Annotated in this window: 17 protein-coding genes and 2 pseudogenes; 13 read left to right on the forward strand and 6 right to left on the reverse strand. The window is 70.0% G+C overall.

The annotated features are described in order from the left end of the window. Window positions 1-114: 114 nt before the first annotated feature. A complete protein-coding gene (locus J2Z30_RS09610) occupies window positions 115-825 on the forward strand; it encodes a response regulator (protein ID WP_044569769.1) in 711 nt (236 codons plus the stop codon). A 136-nt stretch (window positions 826-961) separates the two neighbouring features. Here the strand turns inward: J2Z30_RS09610 and J2Z30_RS09615 are convergent. After that, window positions 962-1,441, reverse strand: a pseudogene (locus J2Z30_RS09615) (winged helix-turn-helix transcriptional regulator); the annotation flags it as partial. A 129-nt stretch (window positions 1,442-1,570) separates the two neighbouring features. Here J2Z30_RS09615 and J2Z30_RS09620 point away from each other — a divergent pair. From J2Z30_RS09620 to J2Z30_RS09630, 4 genes and pseudogenes are all read left to right on the forward strand, one after another. Next, a complete protein-coding gene (locus J2Z30_RS09620) occupies window positions 1,571-2,215 on the forward strand; it encodes a dihydrofolate reductase family protein (protein WP_044569772.1) in 645 nt (214 codons plus the stop codon). Window positions 2,216-2,328: 113 nt separating this feature from the next. Beyond that, window positions 2,329-2,568 (forward strand): annotated as a pseudogene (locus tag J2Z30_RS49445) (two-component system response regulator); the annotation flags it as partial. Between the two features lie 103 nt (window positions 2,569-2,671). Then, window positions 2,672-3,775 carry a TDT family transporter gene (locus tag J2Z30_RS09625; protein WP_044581372.1) on the forward strand — a complete coding sequence of 368 codons (1,104 nt, stop codon included), beginning with the start codon at window positions 2,672-2,674 and terminating at the stop codon, window positions 3,773-3,775. Continuing rightward, complete coding sequence (locus J2Z30_RS09630) at window positions 3,775-6,558, forward strand: multifunctional oxoglutarate decarboxylase/oxoglutarate dehydrogenase thiamine pyrophosphate-binding subunit/dihydrolipoyllysine-residue succinyltransferase subunit (RefSeq protein ID WP_078956632.1); 2,784 nt, start codon at window positions 3,775-3,777, stop codon at window positions 6,556-6,558. The genes J2Z30_RS09625 and J2Z30_RS09630 overlap by 1 nt, the downstream gene beginning before the upstream one ends. A gap of 45 nt (window positions 6,559-6,603) precedes the next feature. On the opposite strand, the gene J2Z30_RS09635 is transcribed toward J2Z30_RS09630, so the two are convergent. Next, window positions 6,604-7,623: a GlxA family transcriptional regulator gene (locus J2Z30_RS09635; RefSeq protein WP_044569777.1), complete on the reverse strand. Its 1,020-nt coding sequence runs from the start codon at window positions 7,621-7,623 to the stop codon at window positions 6,604-6,606. 302 nt (window positions 7,624-7,925) lie between these two features. Between J2Z30_RS09635 and J2Z30_RS09640 the strand changes: the two genes are divergently transcribed. From J2Z30_RS09640 to J2Z30_RS09650, 3 genes are all read left to right on the forward strand, one after another. Continuing rightward, entirely contained in the window at window positions 7,926-8,936 is a 1,011-nt protein-coding gene (locus tag J2Z30_RS09640; protein ID WP_052701354.1) for a chitinase, read from the forward strand. A 158-nt stretch (window positions 8,937-9,094) separates the two neighbouring features. Then, on the forward strand, window positions 9,095-10,471 hold the full coding sequence (locus tag J2Z30_RS09645) for an ABC transporter substrate-binding protein (protein ID WP_044569780.1): 1,377 nt from the start codon (window positions 9,095-9,097) through the stop codon (window positions 10,469-10,471). 13 nt (window positions 10,472-10,484) lie between these two features. Further along, window positions 10,485-11,402 (forward strand): carbohydrate ABC transporter permease, encoded by a 918-nt coding sequence (locus J2Z30_RS09650; protein ID WP_020868341.1) that lies wholly within the window; start codon window positions 10,485-10,487, stop codon window positions 11,400-11,402. A 7-nt stretch (window positions 11,403-11,409) separates the two neighbouring features. On the opposite strand, the gene J2Z30_RS09655 is transcribed toward J2Z30_RS09650, so the two are convergent. Further along, window positions 11,410-12,204, reverse strand: coding sequence for a TetR/AcrR family transcriptional regulator (locus J2Z30_RS09655; RefSeq protein ID WP_308279898.1), 795 nt, complete (start codon window positions 12,202-12,204; stop codon window positions 11,410-11,412). A gap of 151 nt (window positions 12,205-12,355) precedes the next feature. Between J2Z30_RS09655 and J2Z30_RS09660 the strand changes: the two genes are divergently transcribed. Beyond that, window positions 12,356-13,252: an NmrA family NAD(P)-binding protein gene (locus J2Z30_RS09660; RefSeq protein ID WP_044581375.1), complete on the forward strand. Its 897-nt coding sequence runs from the start codon at window positions 12,356-12,358 to the stop codon at window positions 13,250-13,252. A 12-nt stretch (window positions 13,253-13,264) separates the two neighbouring features. On the opposite strand, the gene J2Z30_RS09665 is transcribed toward J2Z30_RS09660, so the two are convergent. Next, the gene (locus tag J2Z30_RS09665) at window positions 13,265-14,386 is read right to left on the reverse strand and encodes an FAD-dependent oxidoreductase (protein ID WP_044569784.1); all 1,122 of its coding nucleotides are present in this window, start codon (window positions 14,384-14,386) and stop codon (window positions 13,265-13,267) included. A gap of 52 nt (window positions 14,387-14,438) precedes the next feature. Here J2Z30_RS09665 and J2Z30_RS09670 point away from each other — a divergent pair, with 52 nt between their 5' ends. Both J2Z30_RS09670 and pip read left to right on the forward strand, forming a co-directional pair. Beyond that, window positions 14,439-15,146, forward strand: coding sequence for a TetR/AcrR family transcriptional regulator (locus tag J2Z30_RS09670; RefSeq protein ID WP_044581376.1), 708 nt, complete (start codon window positions 14,439-14,441; stop codon window positions 15,144-15,146). A 42-nt stretch (window positions 15,147-15,188) separates the two neighbouring features. After that, the gene (gene pip, locus J2Z30_RS09675; RefSeq protein ID WP_044569787.1) at window positions 15,189-16,169 is read left to right on the forward strand and encodes a prolyl aminopeptidase; all 981 of its coding nucleotides are present in this window, start codon (window positions 15,189-15,191) and stop codon (window positions 16,167-16,169) included. Here the strand turns inward: pip and J2Z30_RS09680 are convergent. Beyond that, window positions 16,143-16,334 (reverse strand): DUF397 domain-containing protein, encoded by a 192-nt coding sequence (locus J2Z30_RS09680; protein ID WP_044569789.1) that lies wholly within the window; start codon window positions 16,332-16,334, stop codon window positions 16,143-16,145. The genes pip and J2Z30_RS09680 overlap by 27 nt on opposite strands. Beyond that, on the reverse strand, window positions 16,321-17,199 hold the full coding sequence (locus J2Z30_RS09685; RefSeq protein WP_044569791.1) for a helix-turn-helix domain-containing protein: 879 nt from the start codon (window positions 17,197-17,199) through the stop codon (window positions 16,321-16,323). Before J2Z30_RS09685 ends, J2Z30_RS09680 begins: the two co-directional genes overlap by 14 nt. 189 nt (window positions 17,200-17,388) lie before the next feature. Between J2Z30_RS09685 and J2Z30_RS09690 the strand changes: the two genes are divergently transcribed. Together J2Z30_RS09690 and tgmA are read left to right on the forward strand one after the other, a co-directional pair. After that, a complete protein-coding gene (locus tag J2Z30_RS09690; RefSeq protein ID WP_044569793.1) occupies window positions 17,389-17,835 on the forward strand; it encodes an ATP-binding protein in 447 nt (148 codons plus the stop codon). Between the two features lie 53 nt (window positions 17,836-17,888). Next, entirely contained in the window at window positions 17,889-18,185 is a 297-nt protein-coding gene (tgmA, locus tag J2Z30_RS09695; protein WP_044569794.1) for a putative ATP-grasp-modified RiPP, read from the forward strand. Window positions 18,186-18,188 lie beyond the last annotated feature (3 nt).

Below are 18,188 nucleotides of genomic sequence, written 5' to 3' on the forward strand. Positions count from 1 at the left end.
GTAGGGGAATCGTCACCGTAGGGATCTGGCCACTTGCGGTTACCCTCCGTAAATTGGAGCCCTGAGCTTCCCGCGCGCACCGCGTTTCGACCGCGTTTCGAGAGGAATCCGTTCATGAGCCCGCCGCAGGCGAGACCGGGGGATCCGGCGCCGATCCGGGTTCTCGTCGTCGAAGACGACCCCGTCGCGGCGGACGCGCACCGGATGTACGTCGAGCGCGTTCCCGGCTTCGCCGTCGTCGGAGCGGCGCGGAGTGGCGGGGACGCGCAGCGGTTGCTGGAGCGGACGCCCGCCGATCTGCTGCTGCTGGACCTCTACCTCCCCGACGGGCACGGCCTCCAGCTCGTACGGGCGCTGCGCGCCGCCGGGAACGGCGCGGATGTGATCGCGGTCACCTCGGCCCGGGACCTCGCGGTGGTCCGCGACGGAGTCTCCCTCGGGGTCGTGCAGTACGTGCTGAAACCGTTCACCTTCTCCACCCTCCGGGACCGCCTCCTCCGGTACGCCGAGTTCCGCGCGACCGCGGGCGAGGCCAGCGGGCAGGACGAGGTGGACCGGGCGCTGGCCGCACTGCGGGCGCCGCAGCCCGCCGCGATGCCGAAGGGGCTGACCCAGGCCACCCTGCACGCGGTCACCGAGGCGCTGCGCGGCGCGGCGGAAGAGGGCATCTCGGCCGCGGCCACCGCCGAGACCGTGGGAATCTCCCGGATCACCGCCCGCCGCTATCTGGAACACCTGGTGGAGGCGGGGCGCGCCGCCCGCGCCCCGCACTACGGGCAGATCGGACGGCCCGAGCTGCTGTACCGCTGGCTCAGCGAGCACTAGGCGCTTCGCTGGAAGTGCCCTGACCTGCCGTCGATCGACTGCGGCGCCCTCGTGGCTGGTCGCGCCCCGCGGCGGAGCCGCATATCGATACAGCCCCGCGCCCCTTCGGGGCGCTGTCCGCGGTCGCGGTCGCGATCGCGGCTTCGTACGCTCGCTGCAACCGCTCGGAAGCGGTGGGGCTCTTCGGGCTTTCGCGCATGACGCCGAGGTGGATCTCGCGAAGTTCGTCCATGAGCTCCTCGACGAGGTCCGGGGACCCCTCCGCGAGAAGCCGGGCACGCACCGCGAGCTCCGAGGTGGTGGGCCGATGCCGCAACCCCCATGCGCCGAGGGCGACCATCACCGGGAGCGTCTGGATGCCGGCTTCGGTGAGGGTGTAGGTCGCCTTCTGGCCACGCGTGGCACCGTCGCGGGTGAGCAGGCCTCCCTCGACGAGCTTGCGCAGCCGGCTGGCGAGGACGTTGGACGCGATGCCCTCGTCGTTCCGGGTCAGCAGATCGCGGAAGTGGCGGCGTCCACCGAAGATCACGTCACGCAGCACGATCAGAGTCCACGGGTCCCCCAGGGCCTCCACCGCGGCGTTGATCGCACACCCCGAGCGCGGCTCCTCGCGCATCGCGCACGCACCTCCTGACCGATGAAGACCGATGACGGCCGACCGCCACTGATTGCGACTCGCAACCCCTCCATCGTAGAGTTCCCTCAACCAGTTGCAGATCGCAATCACTCATCGGAGGTGGACCGCATGGCCAGGGTCCGAGTGCACAACTTCTTCATCTCCCTCGACGGCTACAGCGCGGGCGACACGATCACACTCGACAAGCCCATCGGGGGCGCGGAGAGACTGTTCGCGGGCTTCGACGGGCGGTTCATCCACGGCGTGGACGTCATGGATGAACCGATCACCCTCGATCGCGCCCTCACCAGCACCTGGGGGCAGGGCATCGGGGTCGAGATCATGGGCCGGGGCAAGTTCGGCCCGCAGACCGGCGAGTGGACCGACGAGGACTGGCGAGGCTGGTGGGGCGACGAACCCCCCTTCCGCACGCCCGTGGTGGTGCTCACCCACCATCGGCGTGACCCCATCCACTTCGACAATGGGACGAGCTTCCACTTTCTCGACGCCACACCGGAGGACGCGCTCGCCTACGCCCAGGATCTCGCCGACGGCCGGGACGTGCGCATCGGCGGCGGCCCCTCCACCGTCCGGCAGTTTCTGACGGCCGACCTCATCGACTTCATGCACCTGGTCACCGTGCCCATCACCCTCGGCACCGGGGTCTCGCTGTGGGACGGGCAGGCCGAGGTCCAGGACCGCTTCACCACCGAGTCGGCGACCTCGGCGAGCGGCCTCACCCACCACTTCTGGAATCGGACCATCCGCGGCTAGACCCGGCCCGGTATCGCCCAAGCCTCCTTGGTGAGCCGGATGCACGACTACCACCAGGCCGCGCTGCACGCCGTGCGCGAAGGGCTGCTGATGCTCGACGGCCAGCGGCGGATCGCGCGCAGCCCGCCGCGATGCCGAAGGGGCTGACCCAGGCCACCCTGCACGCGGTCACCGAGGCGCTGCGCGGCGCGGCGGAAGAGGGCATCTCCACCGCGGCCACCGCCGAGACCGTGGGAATCTCCCGGATCACCGCCCGCCGCTATCTGGAACACCTGGTGGAGGCGGGGCGCGCCGCCCGCGCCCCGCGCTACGGGCAGATCGGACGGCCCGAGCCGCTGTACCGATGGCTCAGCGAGCACCAGGAGCCGCCGCGCCGGTCGCTCGATGTCTGCCACGCGGCGCTTACATCAGGACATGCTCGGCAGCGCCGCCCTGATCCACGCCTACGTTTGCCAAATGAATCGTTCCGCATGCGTCGGCCCGTTGGCGCCCACGGCACACAGGAAGCGGCGTCCGCTCCTCGCCCCCAGTTGGTTCGCCGCCGTGATGGGTACCGGCATCGTCGCCAACGCGGCGGTCACCCTGCCACGGAGCTTCCACCCGCTGCGGACCGCCGCCCTGGTGGTCTGGCTGGGCGCCGCGCTCCTGCTGGTCCTGCTGGCCGCCGGTTACCTCCGGCAGGGGGCACTGCGGTCGCACGCCGGTGATCCGGTGACCGCCCAGTTCTTCGGCGCGCCGCCGATGGCGCTGCTCACAGTGGGCTCCGGGGCGCTGCTGCTCGGCCGCCCGCTGATCGGGGCCGAAACGGCACTGGACGTGGACTGGGTGCTGTGGTCGCTCGGTACCGTGCTCGGCCTCGTCACGGCCTGCGCGGTGCCCTATCTGATGGTCACCCGGCACCGCTTCACGCCGGACGCGGCGTTCGGGGGCTGGCTGATGCCAGTGGTGCCGCCGATGGTCTCGGCCGCGACCGGCGCGCTGCTCGTCCCGCATGCCCCGGCCGGGCAGCCGCGGCTCGCCCTGCTGCTGGGCTGCTACGCGATGCTCGGACTCGGCCTGGTCGCGGCGCTGCTGGTGCTGGCTATGATCTACGGCCGTCTGGTGCACCATGAGGCCCCCGCCGGAGCGGTGGTGCCCACGGTGTGGATCGGGGTGGGGGCGTTGGGCCAGGCGGTGACGGCGCTCGGCGCGCTGGCCGCAGTGGCACCGAGCGCGCTGCCCGCGCCCTACGCGCGGGGCACCGAGGTGTTCGCGCTGCTGGGCGGGATCGTGCTGTGGGGCTTCGCCATGCTGTGGGGGGTGCTGGCCACGGCACTGACCGTACGGACGATCCGGGCCGGGCTGCCGTTCGCGCCCACCTGGTGGTCCTTCATCTTCCCGGTCGGCGCCTGTGTGACGGCCACCAGCGCCCTCGCGGGACGGACCGGTTCGGATCTGTTCGTCTGGATCGCCGTGCCGCTCTACGGGCTGCTCGTCATCGCCTGGGTGGTGGTGACCGGCCACTCCCTGGGCCACGCCCGCCGGCACCTCCTGCTCGACCCGGCAGGCGATATGTCCTGATGTGCCGTCGCTATGTCATATTCACCTGTCTTTCTCATCTTTCCAGCTGTTTTAGCGTGGATGGCATGACACAGTCGTACGAGCTGGAATTCGGCCTCAACGAATGGCTTGTCGAGGAGCAGCACGAGCGGTATCTCCATGACCCGGGCTCGGTCGACCAGGCGTGGCGGGACCTCTTCACCTCCTCCGCCTCCGCGGCGGACCAAGAGCGTCACGACTCCGGCACGGTGAGTGACCATGCGGTGAAGGCGGTCCGCGTCGCGGCGCTCATCCACGCGTATCGCGTGCGCGGACATCTGATGGCCGACACCGATCCGCTTACAGCGCAGCGGAGGGGTTCGCACCCGGAGCTCGACATCGATGCCTTCGGGCTCGGCGACGAGGACCTGGAGAGGACGTTCGTCGTCGACGGCTTCGCCGGGCGGGTCACCATGTCCCTTCGCGACGTTCTGCGGGTCCTGCGGGAGTCCTACTGCCGGACCGTCGGCGCCCAGTACATGCACATCCAAAGCGCCGGAGAACGTCGCTGGGTCCAGCAGCGGATCGAATCGCCTCCCCCCGGGACGGACCGCGCGGAACAATTGCAGATCCTCTACCGACTGGGCGCGGCGGAGGCCCTCGAGACGTTCCTGCACACCAAATACGTGGGCCAGAAGCGGTATTCACTCGAAGGCGGCGAGTCCGCAATCGTGCTGCTGGACGCGCTGCTGCACCGCTGCATCAAGACCGGGGTGAGCGAAGCCGTCATCGGTATGGCACACCGCGGCCGGCTCAACGTTCTCGCCAACATCGTCGGCAAGTCCTCCGCGGAGATCTTCCACGAGTTCGAGGACGCGGTGGACATCCGGTCGGTCCAGGGATCCGGGGACGTGAAGTACCACCTCGGCGCGGAGGGGAACTACCGCGCCCTGAACGGCGGCACCATCGCCGTCTCCGTCGTGGCGAACCCCTCGCACCTGGAGATCGTGGGGCCGGTGGCCCAGGGAGTGGTCCGCGCCAGGCAGGAGGTGGCCACGGACGGCGCCGACGCCTTCCCCATCCTGCCCATCGTCATCCACGGGGACGCCGCGTTCGCGGGTCAGGGTGTGGTCGGCGAGACGCTGAACATGTCGCAGCTGCCCGGCTACCGCACCGGGGGGACGGTGCACATCGTCATCAACAACCAGCTCGGCTTCACGACCTCACCCGCCTACGGCCGTACGAGCGGCTACGCCACCGATGCGGCACGGTCCGTCGAAGCCCCCGTCTTCCACGTCAACGGAGACGACCCCGAGGCGGTCGTCCGCGTCGCACGGTTGGCCTTCGACTACCGTCAGGCGTTCCACAAGGACGTCGTCATCGATCTGATCTGCTACCGGCGCCACGGCCACAGCGAGGTCGATGACCCGTCCATCACACAGCCGGCGATGTACGACCGCATCGTCGCCAGGCCATCGGTGCGCAAGCTGTACGCCGAGGCGCTGATCCGCCGCGGGGACATCAGCGAACGTCAGGTCGAGGGCGCCCTGCGGGACTACCGGGAACGCCTTGAGCGCGCCTTCGTCGAGACCCGGGCGCCGTCGGTTCCCGGCCGCTCCCCGGCACGGGTCGTTCCCGGGGACGCCGAGGCCGAGGCCGCCCCTCAAGCGCCCACCGCGATCACCGAGGCGACCGCCCGGCACGTGATCGCGGCCCAGACCAGCCCGCCGCAAGGCTTCACCGTGCACCCGCGCGTTCTGCCGCAGCTGCGCCGACGCGCCACGATGCTGGACGCGGGAACGATCGACTGGGCCACCGCGGAGTCCCTCGCCATCGGCTCCCTGTTGCTGGACGGGGTTCCGGTGCGGCTGGCCGGGCAGGATTCCCGCCGCGGCACGTTCGGGCAGCGGCACGCCGTGCTCACCGACCGGCGCACCGGCCTGGAACACATACCGCTGAGCTCCCTCGGCGCGTCGGCCGCGGACTTCGCGCCCTACGACTCGATGCTCTCCGAACTGGCGGCCCTGGCCTTCGAATACGGCTACTCCCTGGCTCGGCCCGACGCCCTGGTGCTGTGGGAGGCACAGTTCGGCGACTTCGCCAACGGCGCCCAGATGGTGATCGACGAGTACATCGCGTCGTCCGAACAGAAATGGGGGCAGCGCTCCGGGGTGACGCTGCTGCTGCCGCACGGTTTGGAGGGGCAGGGACCGGACCACTCCTCCGGCAGGATCGAGCGGTTCCTCCAACTGTGTGCGCAGGGGAACATGAGCGTCGCCGTGCCCTCCGTTCCCGGCAACTACTTCCACCTGCTCAGGCAGCAGGCGCTCGGCGAGCGCGAACGCAGAAGGCCGCTGGTCGTGTTCACTCCGAAGTCGATGCTGCGGCTGAAGGCGGCCACCTCCACGCTGACGGAGCTCACCACGGGCGCGTTCCGTGCGGTCCTGCCGGACGAGACGGCCGATGCCGCCAGGACCCGGCGGGTGCTGGTGTGCTCGGGCAAGGTCTTCTACGACCTGGACGCCCACCGGCGAAGCTCGAACCTTTCGGACACCGCGATCGTCCGCGTGGAGCGTCTCCACCCGTTCCCGGAGCGGGAGCTCAGCGCGGAACTCGCCCGTTTCCCCGCCGACGCCGAGGTGCGGTGGGTGCAGGAGGAGCCGGAGAACCAGGGCGCCTGGTCCTTCGTGGGGCCGCGCGTGCGGCGGCCGGCGAGCCGCCCCGTCGAATGCGTCAGCCGGCCGCCGGCCCCGGCCCCGGCCGTGGGCTCCGCCCGGCGGCACGCCGACGAGCAGAAGGCTCTGGTGGCCTCCGCCTTCCGCTGACCGCGCGGCCTGCCACACCGCGGAAGGGACCCGTCGCGCCCTCGGCTACCGCGAGACGGGTTCGGGCGCCGCGTCCTTCGCGCCCATCCCGGTCGTGCGGAAACTGGTCCGATACGCACCGGGCGTCACACCCAGGTGCCGTACGAACGCCCTGCGCATCGACTCGGGCGAACCGAACCCGGTACGCCGCGCCACCACCGTCATGGCGTCATCGCCCGTCTCCAGCAGCACCTGGGCGGCCTCCAACCGGACCTGCTCCACGTACCGGGCCGGAGTGGTTCCCACCTCCTCGTCGAAGAGCCGGGTCACATGACGGACGCTGACGCCCGCCTTGCGTGCCATGGCCGACAGCGTGTGGTTGGCCCCGGGGTCCTCGGCGACCTCGTCCAGCACCCGGCGGAGCGTCTCCCGACGGGAGTGCGGGACCTGGGAGCGGACGCTGAACTGGGACTGGTTCCCCGGTCGTTGCATGAAGACGACCATGTCCTTGGCAACCGCTCGAGCCACCTCCGCACCGTAATGCTCTTCGACGAGCGCCAGGGAGAGGTCGATCCCGGCGCTGACACCCGCCGAAGTCATCACGCGCCCGTCCCGCACGAAGATGGCGTCCGGTTTGACCCGCACGGACGGGAAACGCTCGGCCAGTTGCCGTGCGTGCCGCCAGTGTGTCGCGGCGCGACGCCCGTCCAGCAGTCCCGCCGCCGCCAGCAGAAAAGCTCCCGTGCACACCGATGCCGTGCGGCGGGCCTTCCCGTGCAGTCGCCGGACGACGTCCAGGAACGCGTCGTCCTTGATCAGCGTTTCCCATTCCGGGCCGCCCGGGATCACCAGAACGTCGCACGGCTCACCCACCTCATCGACGCGCAGGTCGGCGCCGAGGCGGGTCCCGGCGGCGGTGATCACCTCCGCCCCGTCCTCGGACACGGTCCGCACCCGATAGCGCCCGCCGATCTCGTTGGCCGAAGCGAACACTTCGATGGGGCCGGTCACATCGAGCAGCCGCACCCCAGGGAAGACGAACACCGTCACGGTGAGCGGGCCCCTTGCTGGGCGCTTGTGGTTCATCGGTTGCCTCCGGGCCGTACGCGGAGGGGGCGGGCGGACACCGGCGACCGTTGAGCGCCGGTCGGCGAGCGTTCCAGTTCCAGGACGGATCGGGGGCGCCCCTCCTGCGGTCAGTCTCCGACCGCGGCCACGACCGGGGCTACGACCGGTGTCCTCCCTGCTGGTAGGCACATCCTCCCAGTCGCCCGCGAGCCCCCAATAGGAAAGTTTCCTATCCGACATCTTGTCGCGGCCATGCCGCCTCGCTAGGTTCAGCTTCGCTCGACTTCCTCCCACCCCCCACCCAGGAGGCTCCATCAGCCATGCCTCTTTCCAAGCCGACGCACCGCAGACTCGCCCTCGCCGCCGCCATCGGCCTGCTCGGCGCGGGCGCCGCCACGGCGGCCACCGCCCAGGCGGCGCCGCGCGCGGCGCACACCGCCGCCGCGCCCAGCGGGCTCAACGGCCCCTACCTCTACCTGGGTTGGGGCTCCCCGCCCAAGGCCACGGACGTCATGTCGGCCACCGGCACCCAGCAGTTCACGATGGCCTTCATGCTCTCCGACGGCGGCTGCAACCCCAAGTGGGACGGCTCCCGCGCGCTCACCGGCGGCAACGACCAGTCGACGATCAACTCCATCCGCTCGGCGGGCGGCGATGTCACCGTCTCCTTCGGCGGCTGGAGCGGTAACAAGCTGGGCGAGAAGTGCTCCTCCGCGTCCGCGCTCGCCGGCGCGTATCAGAAGGTCATCGACGCGTACAAGCTCAAGTCGATCGACATCGACATCGAGTCGACCGAGTTCGAGAACGCCACGGTCCGCCAGCGCGTGATCGACGCGCTCAAGACGGTCAAGCAGAAGAACAGCGGCATCAAGGTGTACGTCACCTTCGGCACCACCACGACAGGGCCCGACTCCAACGGAAAGGATCTGGTCAAGCGCGGTGCCACGGCCGGGCTCGACGTGGACGGCTGGGCGGTCATGCCGTTCGACTTCGGCCAGGGCTCGATCGACATGGCGGCGGCCACCAAGTCCGCGGTGGACGGTCTGAAGAACACGGTGGCCAGCGCGTACGGCCTCTCCTCCGACGCCGCCTACCGCAAGGTCGGCTTCTCCTCGATGAACGGCAAGACCGACGTCGCGGGCGAGACCATATCCCTGAACAACTTCAAGGACATGGTCTCCTACGCCAAGAGCCACCACCTGGCCCGCGTCAGCTTCTGGTCGCTCAACCGCGACCGCAAGTGCGGCTCCGGCACGGACGGGGACGCGTGCAGCGGTATCGACCAGGGCACGTACGACTTCACCAAGGCGCTCGCGGGCTACACCGGCTGACACCGGACCGGGCCCGTCCGTGACACCGGACCGGGCCCGTCCGCCCACCGGGCGGCGTTCGATCAAGCGACCATCCAGGTCACGGGGATTGACCTTCCGTTGAAGCCGACCTTACGGTCAGCCCGCAGCCCACAGAGGCCAGCAAGGAGGTCGTGCCCGTGCGCCCCACCGCCCCACTGATCCTCGCCGCCACCCTCGCCGCCACCGCCGGACTCACATCCTGCGGTGGCGGTTCGGGCAGCGACCCGGACACCGTCAAGGTCGCCTACAACCGCTCCACCGACAACAAGATCCGCTTCAAGGACAACCATCTCGCCGAGGTCAAGAAGCAGTTCGAGAAGGCCAACCCCGGCAAGAAGGTCAAGCTGATCCCGATCCAGGCGCAGGACAACGACTACGCCACCAAGGTCCAGCAGATGATGCGGTCCCCCAAGACCGCCCCGGACCTGGTCTACGAGGACACCTTCCGGATCAACTCCGACATCAAGGCGGGCTATCTGCGCCCCCTGGACGAGTATCTGGCCAAGTGGAAGACCTGGGACCAGTTCGTCGACACCGCGAAGGCCGCGGCCAAGGCCGAGGACGGCAAGACGTACGGCGTCCCGGACGGTACCGACACCCGTGGCCTGTGGTTCAACAAGGAGATCTTCGCCAAGGCCGGGCTGCCCGCCGACTGGTCGCCCAAGAACTGGAACGAGATCCTCCAGGCGGCGCGCACGATCAAGAAGAAGGTCCCCGGCGTCACCCCGCTCAACGTCTACACCGGCAAGGCCCCGGGCGAGACCTCCGTGATGCAGGGCTTCGAGATGCTGCTGTACGGCACGGGTGAGGCGGGCGGGAACCCGCTCTACGACCCCGGCGCCAAGAAGTGGGTCACCGGCGGCAAGGGGTTCAGCGACGCCCTCGGCTTCCTCAAGACCGTCTACTCGCAGAAGCTCGGCCCGGATATCTCCGACGCCCTCGACCCCAACGTCGGCACCACGGTCTTCAGCGAATGGCTCCCCGAGGGCAAACTGGCCATCGCCCTCGACGGCTCCTGGCTCGGCCAGAACTGGCTGAAGACCGGCGGCAAGCCCTGGCCCGAGTGGTCCAAGACCCTCGGCCAGGCCCCGATGCCCACGCAGCACGGCCAGGCGCCCGGCAAGGTCAGCATGTCCGGCGGCTGGACGTGGGCGATCACCGCGAAGTCCAAGAACCCGGATCTGGCCTGGAAGTTCATCGAGCGGCTCCAGACCAAGGACAACGCGGTCACCTGGGACATCGTCGACGCGCAGATCGCGGTCCGCAAGGACGTCGCGCAGGACCCGAAGTACACCTCGTCCATGCCCGGCATCACCTTCTTCACGGGCCTGGTGAAGCACACCCACTACCGCCCCACCACCCCCGTCTATCCCCAGGTGTCCACGGCGATCGGCGAGGCGATGGAGGCGGCGACCACGGGTGACACCTCACCGGAGAAGGCCGCGAAGTCCTACGACGACCAGCTGAAGTCCATCGCCGACGGCGCCACGGTGGCGGCGGGCGGCCGGGGCTGAGGGCCGACCCCCGATGGCAACCGCGACCAAGGTGGCGGCGGCCCCGACGGAGACCCCGGCCCGGCCGGGCCCCCGTCGCGGCCGCCCCCTGCGCTGGCTTCCGCTCGCCCCCGCCACCGTCATGCTGCTGCTCTTCCTCGGTGGCCCGATCGCCTACTGCGTCTATATCGCCTTCACCAATATGCAGCTCACGGGCGCGTCCTCCACGGACTTCGTGGGCCTGGACAACTTCCAGCGCGCCTTCGGGGACGACGACTTCCGCAACGCGGTCGTCCTCACCCTCGTCTTCACCCTGCTCTCCTCCCTCGTCGGCCAGAACACCCTCGGCCTGGCCCTGGCCGCCCTGATGCAGCGCGCCTCCCGGCCGGTGCGCACGCTGACCGGCTCGATCGTCATCGCGGCCTGGGTCGTCCCCGAGATCGTGGCGGGCTTCCTGCTGTACGCGTTCTTCCGCCGCGAGGGCACGCTCAACGCGCTGCTGGACTGGCTGGGCCTGCCGTCCCAGAACTGGCTCTACACGCTGCCCATCCTCGCCGTCTCCTTCGCCAACGTCTGGCGCGGCACGGCCTTCTCGATGCTCGTCTACTCCGCCGCCCTCTCGGAGATCCCCAAGGAGATCACCGAGGCGGCGGAGGTCGACGGCGCCGGCGGGCTGGGCCGCTTCTGGCACATCACCCTGCCGATGATCCGCCGCTCCATCGGCACCAATCTGATGCTGAACACCCTCCAGACGCTGTCGGTGTTCGGCCTCATCTGGGCCATGACCCGAGGCGGCCCGGGAAACCGCAGCCAGACCCTGCCGGTCTTCATGTACGACCAGGCGTTCAACAAGTCCCTGATCGGCTACGGCACGGCGGTGGCACTGCTGTTGCTGCTGGTGGGCGCGGTGTTCTCGGTGGTGTATCTGCGGCTGATGCGCGAGGAGGTCTGAGCCGCGGTCAGCCACTGGCGCGGGTGCGCCGCCGGTAGGCCTTCTGTCTGCAGGCCGCCCCGCAGAACCGCGCGGGGCGGCCCGCACGGCTGGTGCGATCGCCGGGCAGCGGGCCACCGCACATCCCGCACCGATCGATTTCGTCACGCGTAACGGTGGCTCCGCCGTGCGCCTCCCCCGTTACGTTATGGGATTTCGTTACGGATCGCTCCGCTCGCAGTCCGTCGCACATCACCGCCGTCAGCACCCCGGTGCCGGGACCGCGTGCCTGCTCCATGGCCGCACACCCCGCCACCAGCGCCTGTACGTCCGGCACTTCGACATCCGCCCTGACCGCTCCGGCTTCCTGGGAACGCCGGAGCAGCACCCTCAGCACGTCACCGAACTCGTGCCTGGCACCGGCCGCCGCCGCGTCGGGGATGCGGCCGGGCGACTCCCGGGCGAAGGCCTCGCACAGCGCACGGTTGAGCGAAGCCTCCCCGACCACGCGCTCCAGGAAGCCGAAGAACGCCGCCCCCGGGTCGTCGGCCACGGCCAACGCCCGCCCCTCGGCGACGAACCCCTCAACGCTGTCGGCTATCACCGCTTCGAAAAGGTCCTCCTTGGAGGGGAAGTGGCGGTACACCGTCCCGGCGCCCACCCCGGCCCGCGCGGCGATGGCGCCGAGCGGCGCCATGCGGCCCTCCGCCGCGAACGAGGCCCTGGCCGCGGCCAGTACCCGCGCCCTGTTCCGCCGCGCGTCGGCCCGCGAGGGCAGACCTTCCGGCGGCAGACCCTGCGGAGGCAGCCCTTGCGGAGGCAGCCCTTCACCATCTGCCGCGCCGTGCGCCGCTTCCCTCACTGTCTCCGTGCCCCTCTTCCTGATTCCTGATTGACAAGCGGGTCAGCCGCTCCGGTACGTTAACCGGGTTACTCGTTCCGATTCTACTCGGGAGCCTTCCACTATGACCCCCATGACGTCGAAGCGAACCATCCTGGTGACCGGCGCGACCGGTCAGCAGGGCGGCGCCACCGCGAGGCGACTGCTCGCGGACGGCCGGCACGTACGCGCGCTCACCCGGGACACCACCAGCCCCGCGGCACGCGCCCTCGCCTCGGCGGGCGCCGAATTGGTCGCGGGCGACCTGGACGACCGCGCCTCGCTCGACGCGGCGGCCCGCGGAGCCCACGGTGTCTTCAGCGTCCAGCCCACCCCCGGCATGCCGGGCCTGCCCGCGGAATACGGACCGGACGACGAGGTACGGCGGGGTGGGAACGTGGCGGCCGCCGCGCTGGCGGCCGGGGCCCGACTCCTCGTCTACGCCTCCGCGTTCGGCGCCGATGTCGACAGCGGGCTGTCGACGCTGGAGAGCAAGCGGCACATCGAGGAGCACATCGGCTCGATCGGCATGCCCGCGACCGTCCTGCGGCCCGCGTCCTTCATGGAAAACCTCGTCCACCCCACCTGGGGTCTGCGGGGCGGCGCCCTGGCCACCCCCTACGACCCGGACACCCGCCAGCAGTTCATCGCGCTGTCCGACGTCGCGGCCTTCGCCGCCCTCGCCTTCGACGACCCCGACCGCTTCCGCTCCCGCGCCTTCGATCTGGCGGGCGACACCCTCACCCCGCCGGAGACCGCCGCCGCCATCAGCCGGGCCACAGGGCAGGAGGTCCCGTACGTCCATATCCCCCTCGATGCCGTACGCGCCCAGAGCGAGGAGGCGGCCCGCGGCATCCAGTCCCTCAACGACGGTATCTACCCCTTGGTCGACATCGAGTCCCTGCGCGCTCTCCACCCCGGCCTGCTCACCTTCGAGGACTGGCTGACCCACCACGGCGCGGCCCGCCTCAAGGCCCTGCTGAACGCCTGACGCACTTGGCAGTCAGGATGGCTGGACTTCGTCGAAGAGGGCGAGGGCTTGGGCGGGGTCCGGGCTCACGAGGCGTTCCAGACCGGCCGTCGTGATCTTCGCCCACCTGCCGGCCCGTTCCCACATCCGTTCCTCGAAGGCGCGGACGGCCTCGTCCAGATCTCCGGGGCCGGTGGCGGCGATGGACTCGGCGAGTTCGGCGCCTTCCAGCATCGCGAGGTTCGCGCCCGCCCCCAAGGGGGGCATCAGATGGGCGGCGTCGCCCAGTAGCGTCACCCCGGAGACGTGGGTCCAGGTGTGGGACACGGGCAGGACGTAGAGGGGGCGGTGTACGAAAGCGGTGCCGTGGCGGAGGAGGTCGAGGACGGGAGCGGCCCAGCCGTCGAACAGCGCCAGCAGGCTCGATCGCACGGCCTCGACGTCGGTCGGGTCCAGGTCAGTGTGCCAGTCCAACTCCGCGCGGAACTGGGCGTACACCTTGGCATGGCCGCCGCTGTTGCGCTGGGCGACGAGAGCTCGGTTCACGCCGTACACGGCCACGGAACCGTCGCCGATCAGCCGGGCGAGGCCGGGATGGCGGGTGTCGACGTCGTCCAGTGAGGTCTCGACCGAGGTGACGCCGGTGTAGTGCGGCGTCACCGACGAGACCGCCGGGCGGATCCGGGACCAGCCGCCGTCCGCGCCGACCACCAGGTCGAACGTCTCCTGTCGTCCGTCCGCGAACTGGACCAGTACGCCATCCCTGGTCCCCGGCACCACCTCCGTCACGCCCTCCCCCCACCGGACGTCGAGAGGGCCGAGCAGCAGATCACGGAGTTGCCCGCGGTCGATCTCGGGATTGGCCCGGTCATCCGGACGGGGTCGCCAGTCGCGCAGGACGGTCCCGTCCGCGTCCAGGATGCGCATGGCCTGCCCCTCGGGACGGGACAGCGCCTGGAACTCCGCCAGCAGCCCCGCCTTGTCCAGCGCGCGCTGGCCCAGCCCTTCGTGCAGGTCCAGCGCGCCGCCCGGGGGGCGGGCGTCGGGGGCGGGATCGCGTTCGAGGACGGCGACGGGGTAATCGTGGCGGTGCAGGACGCGGGCGAAGGTAAGGCTGGCAGGGCCGCCCCCGACCACGGCGATACGATGTCTCATGCCAATACACTGTATTTCTTCATTACGACGCATCGCAACATACGGTGTGACCATGACTGTGTGGGACCGGCCTGAGCCGCCGATTCGCCCCGTGCCGCTCGACCGGGAGCGGATCGTCGCCGCCGCCATCGCGCTGGCCGACGAGGGCGGGCTGGGAGCGGTGTCGTTGCGCAAGGTCGCCGCCCGGCTGAACGCGGGGCCGATGCGGCTGTACGGATACATCTCCACCAAGGAGGAACTGTTCGACCTCATGGTGGACGAGGCCCAGGCCGAGATACTCCCCGATGAGCAGCCCGGTGACTGGCGGGAGGCGCTGCGCGTCCTCGCCCACCGCACCAGGCGGACCGCTCTCCGGCACGAATGGCTGGCCGATCTGCTCGGCGGCCGCCCGACCCTGGGCCCGAACGGCCTCGCCGTGACCGAGGCCACGCTGGCCGCCCTCGACGGCCTCGCCGACGTCGACACCGTCATGCGCGCCGTGGAGACTGTCAGCGCCTACTTCACCGGCGCGATCAGGCGCGAGATCGCGAACCTGCGGGCCGAGCGCGCCACGGGCCTTTCCAAGCGCGACTGGCAGCGCGCCTCCGGCCCGCATGTGACGAGAATGCTGGCCACGGGCCGCTTCCCGGCGCTGGCCAAGGCCGTGTACGACGGCACGGACGTGGACGCCGAGACATCCTTCGCGACCGGCCTGGACTGGGTCCTCGACGCCGTGGCCGCCAAACTCAAATCAGGAGACGCCGGGTCAGCCGTGGACTAGCCTCGCGAGGTTGCCCTTTCGCGCCTTCAGGAGGAGACCGCCATGGCCGAGCCGTTCCCGCCCGTCGAACCGTACGCGCAAGGCCTCCTCGAGGTCGGCGACGGAAACCGGATCTACTGGGAGACCAGCGGGAACCCCCAGGGGAAGGCGGCCTTGTGGGTGCACGGCGGCCCCGGCAGCGGAGGGCGCCGCGGCGCGCGCACGATGTTCGATCCCGAGGTCTTCCGGATCGTCCTGTTCGACCAGCGCGGCTGCGGTGAAAGCCTGCCTCACGCCTCCGACCCGTCCGTCGGCCTCGACCACAACACCACCGACCACCTCATCGCCGATATGGAGCGACTGCGCGAGCACTTGGGCATCGACCGCTGGCTCCTCTACGGCGGCTCCTGGGGCTCGACGCTGATCCTCGCCTACGCCGAGCGCTACCCCGAGCGGGTCTCCGAGATCGTCATCTCAGGCGTCACCATGACCCGGCCGGACGAGATCGACTGGCTCTACCACGGCGTCGGACGCCTGCTGCCCGGCCCCTGGGAGACGTTCCGCGACGCGGTGCCGGAGGCGGAGCGGGGCGGCAATCTCGTCGCGGCCTACGACCGGCTGGTGAGCAGCCCGGACGAGGCGGTCAGGGTCAACGCGGCGCGGGCCTGGTGCGCTTGGGAGGACGCGGTCATCGCCCACGAGGTCCTTGGGAGCCCCGGCTACTACAGCGACAAGACCGACGACGCGCTGATGGCCTTCGTCCGGATCTGCGCCCACTACTTCGCCCACGCCGGGTGGCTCGAGGACGGCCAACTCCTCCGCGACGCGCACCGGCTGGCCGGTATCCCCGCGGTGCTGATCCATGGGCGACTCGACCTGGGCAGTCCGCTCAAGAGCGCGTGGGAGCTGTCCAAGGCCTGGCCGGACGCGGAGCTGAAGGTGATCGACGACTCGGGCCACACGGGCAGCCCCACGCTGCGGGACGCGGTCCTGGACGCGATCGCCCGCTTCGGCCGGTCACACCGTGCTGGGCTCCTGGGTTAGCGCACCCTGGAAGTCCGCCCAGGCGGCGGGGGTGAACCTGAGTATTCGACCCTCCGGGTCCTTGGAGTCCCGTATCGCCACGGTGTTGGGCACGTTCGTGGCCACCTCGACGCATTCGCGATCGCCAGTGCTGAAGCTGGACTTCCGGAACTCAAAAGCCGCCATTGCTCACATCTCCTCGGAGCGCCTCGATGAATGATCTGCTCTCCGACTCGGCGAGGGCGTCGCGGGCGATCTTCTCGAACAGCTCCTGGTGCTGAGCGGCTTCGTCACCTCCCTCAACCCACAGCTGACCGAAGGCAGTTTCTGTATACACCACGTCCATGGCTCCCGGCTCCGCGAACGAGATGATGTTGAAGGCCCCGCCCATGCCGAGATGTTCTCCGGCCTCGAACGGCAAGATCTGGATGGTGATGTTCGGCTGCTGGGCCGCCTCCTCCAGACGCTTCAACTGCTCACGCATCACCGCCGGACCGCCAACACGATGCCGGAGTGCGCTTTCGTGGACCACCGCCCATAGATCGAGAATCGGCTCCTCGGAGAGCCGCCGCTGCCGCGCGATCCTTGTGGCGACCAACGTCTCACCCCGGTCGGGGTGGCCCTTCGTCGAATTGCCCATCGCCAACGCACGTGCGTAACCGGGGGTTTGGAGCAGGCCGGGCACGAGGCAGAGCTGCCAGGTCCTGATGCTCGTCGCCGCGTTCTCCAGGGCGACGTACTCCTGCATGTCCCCGAGGTTCGGGAACTCGTTCCACCAGCCCTTCGCCTTGCGACGCTCGCGGTCAACCCGAGCCAGCTCCAGCAAGCCGCCCACGGCCGCAGGGTCGCTCAGGCCGTACAACTCGCACAGCGCGCGGATGTCCGGGTCCCGCATCGGGACCCAGCCGCCCTCCATCTTGGCGACCTTGGTCGTGGACCCGGTGAGCACCTTGGCGGCGTGGGTCTGCGTCAAGCCCGCCGCGGTGCGGAGCCTGGTCAGCTCACCACCGAGCCTGCGTCCCAGAACGGTCGAGGTGCTATTGCCCTGCATCGGCTGACTTGTCGTCACGCGCACAGTCTGGCCGCCCGGCGCAGCCGCCGCAAACCAGATCGGGGGAAATCCTCCAAGAGGAACTTGTGCGCCGCAAGGCGGCAGCGCTACGGTCCGTGATGAACCGCTCGCACAGGGACGTCAGTTGGCGGACGGAGTCCGCCCTGCCCTGCCCACTGGAGGTACGCGATGGCATTCGCGCCCCAAGACCCCCGGATCCCGGACCCCGTCATCAACGAGGGCCGCGTCGACTACGTCCCGACACCGATAAGCGTGACCAGGGCCCGCCGGCACGCCACACGACTCATCGCCGACTGGGGGCACCCCGCGCTCGCCGACGACACGGCGCTCATCGTGTCCGAGCTGGCCACCAACGCCTTACGGCACGGGCACGTACCCGGGCGGCTCTTCCGCGTTGAGCTCACGCTCACCAAGACCCGCCTGCGGATCGCCGTATCCGACCCCCGGGGCGAGCGGCTTCCCCGGCCCCGCCGCCCGTCGCCCCGCGACAAGCACGGCCGCGGCCTGCTCATCGTCCGCGCACTCGCGGACCGCTGGGGCGTCCGCGAACGCACCGTCGGCAAGGAGATCTGGGCCGAGCTGGATACACAAACGAGCTGTAACCAAGGCGAATAGGACCACACTGGTTCTTGCCGCTTCGACCATCGCGAGGAAAAGGACAGCAAGCAGTGACCACGTTCGCACATCCCCGTGAGGCGTTTCCGCTCCTACCCCATAGCGAGCGGACTCCGCAGAGCAACGAGGGGCCCTCGGGCTCCACCACGCGCCCATGGATTCTTCGTTTCGCCCGTGTACCCGACTCCACACAGGCGATCGAGAAACCAGCGGCGGTCTATGACGAGGGATCGCAGATGTCGGTCGGGCTCTACGACGGCCCGCTGCCGTACATGACGACGCACAGCCCCACCGTCCCCGACGGCAACATGACCAATCCGCCGCCCCTCGACGAGGGCCCGAAGGATTGAGGC

This window comes from Streptomyces iranensis (assembly GCF_017874715.1).
Taxonomy (GTDB): Bacteria; Actinomycetota; Actinomycetes; order Streptomycetales; family Streptomycetaceae; genus Streptomyces; species Streptomyces iranensis.

What these genes read in the sequence shown, in the direction of transcription:
- J2Z30_RS09610 (WP_044569769.1), top strand. Translation starts at nt 115, where the DNA reads ATGAGCCCGCCGCAGGCGAGACCGGGGGATCCGGCGCCGATCCGGGTT.
- J2Z30_RS09620 (WP_044569772.1), top strand. Translation starts at nt 1,571, where the DNA reads ATGGCCAGGGTCCGAGTGCACAACTTCTTCATCTCCCTCGACGGCTAC.
- J2Z30_RS09625 (WP_044581372.1), top strand. Translation starts at nt 2,672, where the DNA reads ATGAATCGTTCCGCATGCGTCGGCCCGTTGGCGCCCACGGCACACAGG.
- J2Z30_RS09630 (WP_078956632.1), top strand. Translation starts at nt 3,775, where the DNA reads ATGTGCCGTCGCTATGTCATATTCACCTGTCTTTCTCATCTTTCCAGC.
- J2Z30_RS09635 (WP_044569777.1), bottom strand. Translation starts at nt 7,623, where the DNA reads ATGAACCACAAGCGCCCAGCAAGGGGCCCGCTCACCGTGACGGTGTTC.
- J2Z30_RS09640 (WP_052701354.1), top strand. Translation starts at nt 7,926, where the DNA reads ATGCCTCTTTCCAAGCCGACGCACCGCAGACTCGCCCTCGCCGCCGCC.
- J2Z30_RS09650 (WP_020868341.1), top strand. Translation starts at nt 10,485, where the DNA reads ATGGCAACCGCGACCAAGGTGGCGGCGGCCCCGACGGAGACCCCGGCC.
- J2Z30_RS09660 (WP_044581375.1), top strand. Translation starts at nt 12,356, where the DNA reads ATGACGTCGAAGCGAACCATCCTGGTGACCGGCGCGACCGGTCAGCAG.
- J2Z30_RS09665 (WP_044569784.1), bottom strand. Translation starts at nt 14,386, where the DNA reads ATGAGACATCGTATCGCCGTGGTCGGGGGCGGCCCTGCCAGCCTTACC.
- J2Z30_RS09670 (WP_044581376.1), top strand. Translation starts at nt 14,439, where the DNA reads ATGACTGTGTGGGACCGGCCTGAGCCGCCGATTCGCCCCGTGCCGCTC.
- pip (WP_044569787.1), top strand. Translation starts at nt 15,189, where the DNA reads ATGGCCGAGCCGTTCCCGCCCGTCGAACCGTACGCGCAAGGCCTCCTC.
- J2Z30_RS09680 (WP_044569789.1), bottom strand. Translation starts at nt 16,334, where the DNA reads ATGGCGGCTTTTGAGTTCCGGAAGTCCAGCTTCAGCACTGGCGATCGC.
- J2Z30_RS09685 (WP_044569791.1), bottom strand. Translation starts at nt 17,199, where the DNA reads ATGCAGGGCAATAGCACCTCGACCGTTCTGGGACGCAGGCTCGGTGGT.
- J2Z30_RS09690 (WP_044569793.1), top strand. Translation starts at nt 17,389, where the DNA reads ATGGCATTCGCGCCCCAAGACCCCCGGATCCCGGACCCCGTCATCAAC.